General features: G+C 59.2%; 12 protein-coding genes and 1 pseudogene. 5 read left to right on the plus strand and 8 right to left on the minus strand.

The window, feature by feature from the left end; all coding sequences use genetic code 11:
* Positions 1 to 130: 130 nt before the first annotated feature.
* From B4968_RS13330 to B4968_RS13350, 6 genes are all read right to left on the minus strand, one after another.
* Complete coding sequence (locus B4968_RS13330; protein ID WP_083099665.1) at positions 131 to 334, minus strand: hypothetical protein; 204 nt, start codon at positions 332 to 334, stop codon at positions 131 to 133.
* Between the two features lie 301 nt (positions 335 to 635).
* Positions 636 to 992 carry a hypothetical protein gene (locus B4968_RS13335; RefSeq protein WP_083099667.1) on the minus strand — a complete coding sequence of 119 codons (357 nt, stop codon included), beginning with the start codon at positions 990 to 992 and terminating at the stop codon, positions 636 to 638.
* A gap of 69 nt (positions 993 to 1,061) precedes the next feature.
* The gene (locus B4968_RS23710; RefSeq protein ID WP_162843571.1) at positions 1,062 to 1,202 is read right to left on the minus strand and encodes a hypothetical protein; all 141 of its coding nucleotides are present in this window, start codon (positions 1,200 to 1,202) and stop codon (positions 1,062 to 1,064) included.
* Between the two features lie 214 nt (positions 1,203 to 1,416).
* Positions 1,417 to 1,893 carry a DUF6497 family protein gene (locus B4968_RS13340; RefSeq protein ID WP_241525734.1) on the minus strand — a complete coding sequence of 159 codons (477 nt, stop codon included), beginning with the start codon at positions 1,891 to 1,893 and terminating at the stop codon, positions 1,417 to 1,419.
* Between the two features lie 116 nt (positions 1,894 to 2,009).
* A complete protein-coding gene (locus B4968_RS13345; RefSeq protein WP_083099671.1) occupies positions 2,010 to 2,477 on the minus strand; it encodes a hypothetical protein in 468 nt (155 codons plus the stop codon).
* A gap of 13 nt (positions 2,478 to 2,490) precedes the next feature.
* The gene (locus B4968_RS13350; protein ID WP_083099693.1) at positions 2,491 to 4,023 is read right to left on the minus strand and encodes an acyl-CoA carboxylase subunit beta; all 1,533 of its coding nucleotides are present in this window, start codon (positions 4,021 to 4,023) and stop codon (positions 2,491 to 2,493) included.
* A 243-nt stretch (positions 4,024 to 4,266) separates the two neighbouring features.
* Between B4968_RS13350 and B4968_RS13355 the strand changes: the two genes are divergently transcribed.
* The 5 genes from B4968_RS13355 to B4968_RS13370 all read left to right on the plus strand — a co-directional run bounded on the left by B4968_RS13355 (position 4,267) and on the right by B4968_RS13370 (position 9,176).
* Complete coding sequence (locus B4968_RS13355) at positions 4,267 to 5,583, plus strand: M10 family metallopeptidase (protein WP_083099674.1); 1,317 nt, start codon at positions 4,267 to 4,269, stop codon at positions 5,581 to 5,583.
* Between the two features lie 48 nt (positions 5,584 to 5,631).
* Positions 5,632 to 6,675 carry a multidrug effflux MFS transporter gene (locus B4968_RS13360; protein ID WP_338153265.1) on the plus strand — a complete coding sequence of 348 codons (1,044 nt, stop codon included), beginning with the start codon at positions 5,632 to 5,634 and terminating at the stop codon, positions 6,673 to 6,675.
* A complete protein-coding gene (locus B4968_RS25765) occupies positions 6,639 to 6,842 on the plus strand; it encodes a hypothetical protein (protein ID WP_338153266.1) in 204 nt (67 codons plus the stop codon). Before B4968_RS13360 ends, B4968_RS25765 begins: the two co-directional genes overlap by 37 nt.
* A 175-nt stretch (positions 6,843 to 7,017) precedes the next feature.
* Positions 7,018 to 8,406 carry a helix-turn-helix domain-containing protein gene (locus B4968_RS13365; RefSeq protein ID WP_083099676.1) on the plus strand — a complete coding sequence of 463 codons (1,389 nt, stop codon included), beginning with the start codon at positions 7,018 to 7,020 and terminating at the stop codon, positions 8,404 to 8,406.
* 29 nt (positions 8,407 to 8,435) lie between these two features.
* Positions 8,436 to 9,176: a hypothetical protein gene (locus B4968_RS13370; RefSeq protein WP_139792816.1), complete on the plus strand. Its 741-nt coding sequence runs from the start codon at positions 8,436 to 8,438 to the stop codon at positions 9,174 to 9,176.
* Positions 9,177 to 9,565: 389 nt separating this feature from the next.
* Here B4968_RS13370 and B4968_RS13375 read toward each other — a convergent pair whose 3' ends face one another.
* Both B4968_RS13375 and betA read right to left on the minus strand, forming a co-directional pair.
* Positions 9,566 to 9,805 carry an HP1242/YdcH family protein gene (locus B4968_RS13375; RefSeq protein ID WP_083099682.1) on the minus strand — a complete coding sequence of 80 codons (240 nt, stop codon included), beginning with the start codon at positions 9,803 to 9,805 and terminating at the stop codon, positions 9,566 to 9,568.
* A 252-nt stretch (positions 9,806 to 10,057) separates the two neighbouring features.
* Positions 10,058 to 11,713: pseudogene (betA, locus tag B4968_RS26175) on the minus strand (choline dehydrogenase).
* Between the last annotated feature and the right edge of the window lie 131 nt (positions 11,714 to 11,844).

An 11,844-nucleotide genomic window follows, 5' to 3' on the forward strand; every position in this document is an offset into this window, starting at 1 on the left:
CCCTTGTTCTTTTGTATGCCGGAATGCAGAACGCCGCAGCTGGGCACATGGCTCAGCTGCGGCGTTTGCGTGAATATCTTGTGCCGCCCAAAAGGGCTGGCAGGTCAGTCTGGAAAGCGCAAAACCACCCTCAGCATTTGCTGGGGTTTTCTTTGCAATAGATGACATTGGCGGCTGCACCGACGGCTGCACCGGTGACAAGATTGCCATCCAGCAGCGCCGAGCCAAGCGCACCGGCGCCCGCGCCGTAGATTGCCTGCTCGCCAGTTGTGTCGCCACAGCCGGACAAGGCTGTGCAAAGCGCAAATCCGAGTGAATAAATGATTGCCCGCATGATAGGACCCCTTCTCTTCGGGAGAGTTTCTCTCCCCTGCAAGAAGCAGGTGCAGGTCCAGCAGGCAATGTGGTGGCGGCAAAACCCTGAAAATGAGCAGGAGCACGCCCAAAACCCTGATTTGTTCGGCGGGGTTTGGCCACCCGAACGCGACAACGGCATGTAACATTCAGCGATATCAGCACTGAAGTCTGGCCTGAACCTTGGCCTGAAGAAGGGGCAAAGCCGCCACAGGGCGCATGTAACGCGCGGAGATCTCCACGTGTCGTCGCCAACCCTGCGCTGCGCCCTGCCCCAAACATCACATCGGGCTCCCGTCAAAGGCATCCGGAAAGGCCAGCTGCGCGGCATCGACGTCGATAACCAAAAGCGCCTCATAGTCAGCTGGGTCAAACGGGTCTTCGGCAGGCAGGACCTCGCGGCCAAACAGCCAGCTCAAACGGCCGGCATCCAGATTGCCACGTTCAAAGGGTTGGTCGCCGAATTGTTCCCACAGCGCCTGCATGAAAGCCGCACCAGCCCGGCGGTCCATTGGCTTGCGGTCGCGAAATCGTTCGCGTTTTGTCAGCGCAGTCACCCCTTTGGGGTTGGGACGGCGCACAACGAATTGAAAATCTGTTCCCGGTAAACGGCCAGGAAACCCACGGTGCTTCAGCATGAGAGTGCCTCCAATCCGGCTCCCCGAGGGACGGCGGGAGCCGGCCACAGGGCCGGACCCCTATTGTCGTTACTTGTATTTGCCGGTGTATGTGGGCTCGACCGAGATGGGCTCGGGCTCAACCACAACAAACTCTTCTTCGCGGCTGCCACAGGCGGCAACCATCGCAAGCAGGCCTGCCAGCGTGATAAACTTGATGCTCTTGGACATTGCTGTCTCCTGTATGTGTTTGCGAGACTGCCTGAACCTATGGCTCTTTCCAGCCTCAACCTCAATTTGTGAAGGGTACTGCGACCATTCGCACCAAGGATAGCTGGGATAGAGGGTAAATCACATCGAAAAGCAGCCCCACCAAAGGGCTGTGGCCGCAAAGTCGCAAAAATGCGCTGGTTTGAAGAGTGATCCGCAAGATGTTGTAGATACATCAGAAAGCCTCCCAGATGCAGCTATCGCCATCGGGGCGATAGGCCTCAAAAAACTGGGTTGCATCGGGATCCTGGGTGCCAAAGGTCACCGGGCGGTCCGACAGAGAGATCACCACCATGGTTGCGGCAAGGTCATGCTGGCGCAGATACTCCAGCGCAAGCGACTCGCACAGATGATCCATATCAGGCGCGCTGCGCTCAAAGGTCATGGCTGCCGCATCCGTGCCGCCCGCCGCCTCAACAGCATCGCTGCGCCGAATTTCAGGCGCTACAAAACGGAACCGGGCCCAAAGGGCGCCGGGGCTTTCGTCCAAAAGCACCTCTGACAACAAAACCCGCTGCCCGGAGGGCACGGCCACCGGGACAAAGGCGCCCGACAGGTTGCCGTTTGTGCTGGCCGCAGTCTGCACAGCCGACGCATCCGCCTGGGCGCGCAGCGACAGAGCCGCCAGCAGCAGCACAGACAGAGAAAACATAAGAAAGCTCTGCACAATCAAACCGCAGCCCCGCCCCCCAATCGCTTGAGCTCCTCCGGGCGGGACTGCTGGCGCGGCACCTGGGGCGCGCGCTGTCTCTGTGTGGCTGGCGCAGATCATGAGCCTGTCTTGGTCCCTGTGTCAATCATTGATATGGCTGCATGCGCGCCAGCAGGATCCCGAGCAGGATCCCGAGCAGGATCCTGAGCCGGGCCCGTCCCCTGAGCAGAGGACGCTGTCTTGGAGCTGCGCGGGGCGGCATGGCGCAGCCAGCGGTGCCTCTTGGCCTCGTCCTCAAGCACCATCGCGATTTGCGCCGCCAGGTTCCCCGGCACCCGCCCCGCGACCCGACCACCAGCCGTGAGCTCAACCCCGCCTCTGGTGGCGGTGACTTTCACTACCGGGGAGAACCCGCGCCCATTTTGCACCGCCCGCCACATATCCTGCCGCACCTGATGCGCCAGCCGCAGGGGATCTGCAACTGGCAGCTCCACCGTGACCGACACATCAAAGCGCGCCGGGGTTTGACGACAGAGCGTCAAAGACCCCTCCTCGTTCAGGATATGCCAGTGAATGCCACGCATCGCTTTTGTCGCCTTACAAAGGGATGTTGTCGTGCTTTTTCCACGGGTTCTTGAGCGACTTGCCGCGCAGTGAGGCAAAGGCCCGCGACACCCGGCGCCGGGTGGATTTGGGCTGGATCACCTCGTCAATAAAGCCGCGCTCTGCTGCCACAAAAGGGGTGGCAAAGCGGTCTTCGTAATCGGCGGCATGGGCGGCGATCTTTTCTGCGTCGCCCAGATCGGCCCGGTGAATGATTTCAGTTGCCCCCTTGGCGCCCATCACCGCGATTTCAGCGGTCGGCCAGGCATAGTTGAAATCACCGCGCAGGTGCTTTGAGGCCATCACGTCATAGGCACCGCCATAGGCCTTGCGGGTGATCACCGTGACCTTTGGCACTGTGGCTTCACCGTAGGCAAACAAAAGCTTCGCCCCGTGCTTGATCACGCCACCATATTCCTGGCTGGTGCCGGGAAGGAAGCCGGGCACATCGACCAGCGTCAGGATCGGAATTTCGAAACAATCGCAGAACCGCACAAACCGTGCCGCCTTGCGCGAGCTGTCAATATCAAGGCAGCCCGCCAGCACCATGGGCTGGTTGGCGATGACGCCAACGGTCTGGCCTTCAAGCCGGATAAAGCCGGTGATGATGTTCTTGGCGAAATCTTCCTGGATCTCGTAGAAATCGCCCTCATCCGCCACCTTGGTGATCAGCTCTTTCATATCATAGGGAGAGTTGGGGTTGGCCGGGATCAGGGTATCAAGACTGTCTTCAATGCGGCCCGGCTCATCAAAGAAGGGGCGCACCGGGGGCTTTTCACGGTTGTTGAGCGGCAGGAAGTCGACCAGACGGCGCACCTCGGCCAGGGCCTCAACATCGTTTTCAAAGGCCCCATCGGCGACGGATGACTTTTTGGTATGGGTGGAGGCGCCGCCCAGCTCTTCGGCTGTCACGACTTCGTTGGTGACCGTTTTCACCACATCAGGGCCGGTCACAAACATGTAGGAGGTGTCTTTCACCATAAAGATGAAATCGGTCATCGCAGGCGAATAGACGGCGCCGCCGGCACAGGGCCCCATGATCACCGAGATCTGCGGCACTACGCCGCTGGCCATGATATTGCGCTGAAACACCTCGGCATAGCCCGCAAGCGAGTCGACACCCTCCTGAATACGGGCACCGCCAGAATCGTTCAGGCCAATGATCGGCGCGCCGATCTGGATCGCCATATCCTGGATCTTGCAGATCTTTTGCGCATGGGTTGCCGACAGTGAGCCACCAAAGACGGTAAAGTCCTGAGAAAACACATAGACCATCCGGCCATTGATTGTGCCCCAGCCCGTGATCACGCCATCACCTGCAGGCTTTTGTTTTTCCATGCCAAAATCTGTGCAGCGATGCGAGACGAACATGTCGAACTCTTCAAAGCTGTCCTCGTCCAGCAAAATCTCGATCCGCTCGCGCGCCGTCAGTTTCCCACGCCCATGTTGCGCATCAATGCGGCGCTGACCGCCCCCCAGTCGCGCAGCAGCGCGGCGGTCTTCCAGCTCGGACAGAATATCTTTCATGGCACAGATCCCCATATAGAATTTGCCGCATCCTACCCATTGCAGAGATCAGACCAAAGGCAAATTTGGCAAATTTGCAAATGTTTTGCATACCCACATCGGAAACCTGAATAACTGCTAACTCTTGGTGGATTGTTTCCATTTTCGATCCAATGCAACACATTTTCGCCGCAATGCGTTCATGCTTCGTTCAAAGGCTGCACCACAATATCGAGCTCTCCTCAGGCAAATCCGGGCAGAGCAATGCTAAGTCAAACCGAAATCATCGCAGCGATGCAATACGCACGTTTTCATGCCAGCGACCCTCTGAACACCACAGACAGCGCCCCGATCACGATCAGCTATCAATACGCCGGAAACGCGGCCCCCGCTGATCTGCCAACCAGCGCAGAGTATTCCGGCTGGCGACGCTTCACCCAGGCCGAGAAAGCCGACTTTGAAGCGGCGCTGGCGCATATCGAGAGCTTTCTCAACGTGGATTTTGTGCAAACATTCGGCAACAGCGACCCGGACCTCAATGTGGCGGCAATCTCGCTGCCCGGATCGGTCATTGGCCATGGCGGCTACAGCGTCCGGTATCAGGGCAGCAGCATCCTCGAATGGGACGGCTTTGTGGCCTATGACACCGACCTTGACCTGTCGTCCGACCGGCAGTTCGATCTGTTGCTGCATGAGTTGGGCCACGCCATGGGTCTGCGCCACACCCACGAGGCCGATGCCACCCTGCCTGCAGAGTTCGACAGCAACCTCTATTCGGTCATGTCCTACCGCGCAAACCCGGTGAACGGCCAGGACAGCGCTGCCATGATGCTGTTTGACGTGCTTGCGCTGCAGGACATCTGGGGCGCCGCGCCCCACAACGAAGGAACCAGCAGCTACACCGGCAGCCGCACAAGCACAGTGGACAGCATCTGGGACAGTGGCGGCACCGACGTTCTGGATGCAAATGGCCGCCGCGCTGGCGTGACACTGGACCTGCGACAGGGGGCGTTTTCCTCCTTTGATGCCGACCAGGACGTGGTTGTCACCTTTGGCACCGAGATCGAGAACGCCTTTGGCGCCCGGGGCGCGGACCTCGTGATCGGCAATGATCTGAACAATCTTTTGCGCGGCCATGCCAATCACGATGTTCTGGCAGGAAAGGCAGGCCGCGACCGGATAGAAGGCGGCGCAGGACGCGACACGCTTTGGGGGGATGAAGGTGTCGACCTTCTCTTTGGCGGGCGCGGACGGGATCAGCTCTACGGCGGCTCAGAGAATGATCAGCTGACTGGCAGAAACGGTGCAGACAGGCTGGATGGACAGGCCGGAGATGACGTCTTGGTGGGCGGCAGAGGCGAGGATACCTTCGTTTTCAAACACCAGGGCGGCAATGATACGGTGGAGGACTTTAACACCGACGCTGACCGGCTCGACATTATCGGTCACGGCAGTCTGGACGCCCTGCTTGATCAGGCCCGGGACACAGACAACGGCGTGGTGTTCGACTTTGATCAGGGTGGCAGCCTCTTGTTGCGCGACGTCACATTGGCCGGGCTTGGCGCGGACTTTCTCATTTAAGCCTTACAACCAATAGACAATCGTTTTGGCCTGAACTAAGCCCACAGTATGCAAAACTCCCAAAGCCCCTCGCCAAGCGACAGAACCAAGCCGCATATTGCCACGCTGATCCTGCTGGCCGGGCTTTCTGCCCTGGCGATGAATGTCTTTCTGCCGTCCCTGCCGGGCATGGCGAAATATTTTCAGGCAGACTACCGACTGTTGCAACTCTCCGTGGCGCTGTATCTAGGCGTCAATGCGGCCGTTCAGATCGTGGTGGGGCCAATTTCAGACAAGATGGGACGACGGCCGGTCATTTTGATCAGCATTGTGCTGTTCATTCTGGCCACCCTTGGCTGCATCTTTGCGCCGAGCGCCGAGGTTTTTCTGATGTTTCGCATGGCGCAGGCCGCAATCGCCTCTGCCATGGTGCTCAGCCGCGCTGCGGTGCGCGATATCTATGACACCGATCAGGCCGCAAGCATGCTCGGCTATGTGACGATGGGCGTGGCTGTGGTGCCAATGGTCGGCCCGATCATTGGCGGCGCACTCGATCAGGCCTTTGGCTGGCAGGCCAATTTCTGGCTTCTCGCCCTGTTTGGCGCGTTGGTATACCTGCTGACCTATTTTGACTTTGGCGAGACGGCAACCAAGAGCGGCAAAACTCTGGCCGCCCAGTTTCGCGAATACCCAGAGCTGTTCAAATCACCGCGATTTTGGGGCTACTCTCTTGCCTCCGGCCTCGCCTCAGGGGCGTTTTTTGCCTATCTTGGTGGCGCGCCCTTCCTTGGCGATCAGGTCTACGGGCTAAGCCCCGCCGTGTTTGGCCTCTACTTTGCAGCCCCCGCAGTGGGCTACTTCTTTGGCAATTTCATCTCCGGTCGCTATTCCGCGCGCATCGGTATCAATAACATGGTTCTTTGGGGCTGCATCATCAACGGGATTGGCGTCGGCCTCTCCCTGGCACTGGCACTGGCCGGGATGGATAGCGTCTCCTCTCATTCTTTGGCTTTATGTGCATGGTGGGGCTTGGCAATGGTATGGCCATTCCCAATGCCACCGCTGGCGCCATTTCTGTGCGCCCCCATCTGGCAGGTTCTGCCTCGGGGTTGAGCGGCGCGATCATGCTTGGCGGCGGCGCCGGGCTCAGCGCGATGGCAGGCTGGGTTCTGGTCCCCGGCACCACCGCCGCCCCGCTGCTGGTCATCATGTTTACCACTGCAATTCTTGGGCTGATTTCCATCGCCCTTGTGATCAAACGCGAAAAAAGCCTGCGCTAGGCCCCGCCCAGGTCTGACCCACCGCGCGCAGTTAGTTTTGTCCCGCCCGAGCAGGACGCAGGTTGCACAGCAGTCTTTCCGGGCTGCGCGGAATGTACGGGGTGCACGGGGTGCTTGCACCGGACAGTTTGCATTTATACAGTAGCGCCATACAGGTTTTGCAAAGGCAGCCCCGATGGCCACTCAGAAACTCTATGCAGGCGCAAAGCTGCGCGAAATGCGGACCCGGCTTGAGCTGACGCAAAAGGATTTTGCCGCCAAACTCGGGGTGTCGCTGCCCTATCTCAACCAGATGGAAAACAACAACCGGCCGGTTTCGACCACTGTTGTTTTGGCGCTGGCGCAGGAATTCGGCATGGACGTGACCGAGCTTTCGGCGGGCGACAGTGAACGTCTGGTCACGGACATGCGTGAGGCGATGGCAGATCCGGTCTTTGCCGATGAGGCGCCGCCGCTGGCAGATCTGCGCCTCACCGCCTCTAATGCGCCCGCTTTGGCGCGCGCCTTTCTCAGCCTGCACCGCGCCTACCGCCAGACCCATGAACGCCTTGCCTCGCTGGACGAAGCCCTGGGCCGCGAGGATTCGCGCATTCAGGCCAGCCCCTGGGAAGAGGTGCGTGACTTTTTCCATTATTGCGACAACTACATTGATGCCATGGACCGGGCCGCCGAGCGCTTTGCCGGATCTGCCGATGTGCGCACTGCCGCCACCCTCGCATTGGAGAACGCCGGGATCTCGATCACCCTGGGCGATATGGATGGGCTGCGCGCCTATGACCCCGTGGCAAAAACGCTGCAGCTGTCAAACCGCTCCAGCCCGCCTACTCAGGTCTTTCAATTGCTGCTGCAGGTGGCGCTGCTGAGCCAGAACAGCCTGCTGGAAGCCACCCTTGATTTTGCCCGGTTCCAAAGCGAAGAGGCCCGCGCCATCGCCAAGATCGGCCTCGCCAACTATTTTGCCGGGGCGGCCCTGATGCCCTACGGCCGGTTCTTGCAGGCGGCCCAGGAAGACCGCCATGATCTGGAACGCCTCGCCACCCGTTTTGGCGCCTCAATCGAACAGGTGGCGCATCGCCTCTCAACCCTGCAACGTCCCGGTGCCAAGGGCATTCCGTTTTTCTTTGTGCGGGTTGATCAGGCCGGCACCATTACCAAACGCCACTCCGCCACCCGGCTGCAGTTTGCCCGTTTTGGTGGCGCCTGCCCGCTGTGGAACGTGCATCGTGCCTTTGAGACCCCAGGGCGGTTCCTGCGGCAACTGGCCGAGACCCCGGACGGCGTGCGCTATATCTCGCTGGCGCGCGATGTTTCAAAATCGGGTGGCTCGTTTGGATCCCCCGTGCGCCGCTATGCCATCGCCCTGGGCTGCGAAGTGCGCCATGCCGCGGCCCTGGTCTATGCCGACAATCTCGACATGAGCCATGCCACCGCCTATGAGCCCATCGGCATTTCCTGCCGCATCTGCGAGCGTAAAACCTGCCATCAGCGCTCCATTCCACCGCTGGAACGCCGCCTGTCCATCAACAATGATGCGCGTGGCGTGCTCCCGTATGAAGTCAGCTGAGCTCACCCCCTTTTGGAGACAGATCAGACGTGAGAAAACCACCAATCAGGCAACGGCTGGTCATCCATGCCGGGATGCACAAAACCGGCAGCACCTCCCTGCAGCATGCTCTTGGCATGCGTGATATCCCTGACGTGCACTATGTTCGCCTAGGCAAAGACAACCACTCGACAGCATTGATAGAACTTTACCTGCAAAACCCGCGGCAACATTTTGCCATTCATCGCCTTGGACTAACAGATTCTGAACTACAGGATCGCAAAAAGAAACTCGAGCAACGACTGATCCGCCAGCTGAACAACCGGCCGGAAGAGACTTTTGTTATTTCTGGGGAATGGCTGTCACATGCACCTAAACCGGCTTTGGACGCTCTCAGAGACGCCATGGGTCCGCATTTCACGCAGACAGACATCTTTTGCTACGTGCGCGCCCCCGGCAGTTTACTCCCAAGCATTATGCAGCAAAGAATAAAAACCGGCGGGGCAAACTTCGAACTGCATTGGCCGGGGTACCGCAGCCAGATGGAACAGCTAGACAGGGCCTTTGGGCGAGAGAACGTCCATTTCAGACTTTACGATGCCAAAGCGTTTCGGGACGGCGACATCGTATCGGATTTTGCGGACTGGACAGGTATTCCCCTGCGCGCCCAGCCCCAGCAAACACGCCGCAATACAAGCCTGTCTGCTGCCGCTCTTGCATTGATCGGCTGCTACCGCCGCCAACAACCCTGTGGTTTTGGACACCGCGCAAAAGACACAGGAATACAATAGGTGCATCCGCGCAATGAGGGACCTCGGCTCCGCGCCCTTTGCTCTCTCTCCCGCATTGATAGAACGTGAAGTCAATAAACATAAGGCCGAGCTGGACTGGGTGGATGCACGCCTGGGCGTTGTCATGCCTCGCGGCGCGGATGCACCAAAAAACGGGGCTGTCGTGTTTCAAGAATTGCGGAGTGCAACCGGGCCGCAGCCTACTTCAGTCCGCTTCTGATCGGAGAGGAACCGGGGACTGCACCTGCGCAAGGAGAGCTGACCGATGCCCTTGCCTGGCAACGGATTCAGGATTTCATTGAGCGGGAAACAAAAAACTGAGCTGTTAGCAGACATAAGAGGGGACCGCTATGCGTGGCCCCCTATACTATTTAACAACTGCTCGAGCATCAGGCCTTGGCCAGAATGCTCCAGATCTCATCCTTGAGAGCCCCACGCTTTTTGCGCAGCTCTACCTCGGCCAGCTCTTCCAGCGGCTCTACATTGGTCTCGGCGCGGTGCACGGCACGGTTCACTTCGTGGTACTCATCCGCCAGTTTGGCAAAATGCGCGTCAGACTGTTTCAGTTGGCTCATCACGTCGGTTTTGTCGGGAAATTCTGCTGCCAGCTCATGCGGGGTATTGGACATCTGTTCGCTCCTTTTATTGTCGTCAGAGGCAGATTATGCCCCTGAGGGCCCCGCCACCTTGACGCGGATCAAACACAAACATTTGAAAACAGGTTTTTCTGAGAAAAAATTTGCCCTTAGAAGCCTTTGCTCTCATCTGCCGGGGCCATCCCGATGTTGCGATGTCTTCTGCCGTGAAAAACCGCCCCGCAAAACCTGCCCCACTTTACAGGCCAGGAGGGGCAGGTTTTGCGCAGGCAGCTCCTCATTGGCTTAGCGCTGGCTCTCCTGCCAGTTTTCATTGAACCAGGGCTGCGCATTTGACGACGGCAGACGCCGCCCCAGAATGTGATCCGAAGCCTTTTCACCGGTCATGATCGACGGCCCATTGAGATTGCCATTGGTAATGCGTGGGAAGATGGAGCTGTCCGCCACCCGCAGTCCTTTGACGGCCAATCACCCGGCATTCCGGGTCGACGACCGCCATGGGATCGTCCAGCGCCCCCATCTTGCAGGTGCCGCAGGGATGATAGGCGCTTTCGGCGTGCTCACGGATAAAGCCATCCAGTTCTGCGTCGCTTTGCAGCGCCTCGCCCGGCTGGATCTCATGTTTCACAAAGGGCTGCATGGCCTCCTGCGCAAAAATCTCGCGGGTCAGACGCACGCATTTTCGAAAATCAATCCAGTCCTGCTCGTTCGACATGTAGTTGAACTGGATTTTGGGCGCCTCTTTGGGATCAGCGCTGGCCAGCGTGACCTCACCGCGCGATTGCGACCGCATAGGGCCAACATGGGCCTGAAAGCCATGCCCCTCGGCTGCGACCTTGCCATCATAGCGCACTGCAATCGGCAGAAAATGGTACTGGATATCCGGGTAGTCGATGCCCTTGTCGGACCGGATAAAGGCGGCACTCTCAAACTGGTTCGAAGCCCCCAGACCCGTCTTGCTAAAGAGCCACTGCGCCCCGACCCAGGCCTTGCCCAGCAGGTTCCAGTATTTGAACAGGGTGATGGGCTGTTTGCAGGCGTATTGGAAATAGAACTCCAGATGATCCTGCAGATTTTTCCCAACGCCCGGCCGGTCAGCCACCACCTCGAGACCATGCTCGGCCAGATGGTCGGCCGGGCCAATCCCGGAAAGCATCAGCAGTTTTGGCGAGTTCAGCGAGCTTGCCGCCAGGATCACCTCCGAGCCGGCCTCGATCACCTCGATCTTGCCGTTGCGCTCTACTTCGACACCTGTTGCGCGGCCATCCTGGATTACCACCTTCAGGGCCAGGGCGCGGATCATGTCGCAGTTGTTGCGCTTCAGGGCCGGGCGCAGATAGGCATTGGCCGCCGACCAGCGACGGCCCTTGTAAACGGTCATCTCCATCGGGCCAAAGCCCTCTTGCTTTCGCCGTTATAGTCCTGCGTGACCGGATATCCCGCCTGGGTGCCTGCCGAAACAAAGGCCGCATGCAGGGGATTGTCGCGGGGGCCGCGGGTCACATGCAATGGGCCGTCTTTACCACGCCAGTCGGCGTCGCCGCCCTGGTCGCGGGCGTCCCAGGTTTCCATGCGTTTGAAATAGGGCAGCACATCGGCATAGGACCAGCCCTGCGCGCCGCTGTCCGCCCAGTGGTTATAGTCGCCAGCGTGGCCCCGAACGTAGACCATGCCATTGATCGACGAGGAGCCGCCAACAACCTTGCCGCGCGGCGTCACCAGCTCACGATTGTCCAGATGCGGCTCTGGCTGGGATTTGTAACCCCAGTCATACAGCGACATGTTCATCGGATAGGACAAGGCACCGGGCATCTGGATAAAGGGCCCGACATCGCTGCCACCATGCTCAATCACCAGCACCGATTTGCCCGCCTCCGACAGACGGTACGCCATGGCGCAACCCGCCGAGCCTGCCCCTACAATCACATAATCCGCTTTCATCACATTTCTCCGTCGCACATTCCCGCTGGATCAAGGAGGCCGCAGGGCCCAGCGCTACAGCGCGCGGCCTGTCCTTGGGGCAAGGCGAATTCTTTTCATCATTACTCAGGTCTGCTGAGGACGCGGGGCAC

This window comes from Pseudophaeobacter leonis (assembly GCF_002087335.1).
In the GTDB taxonomy this organism is placed as follows: Bacteria; Pseudomonadota; Alphaproteobacteria; order Rhodobacterales; family Rhodobacteraceae; genus Pseudophaeobacter; species Pseudophaeobacter leonis.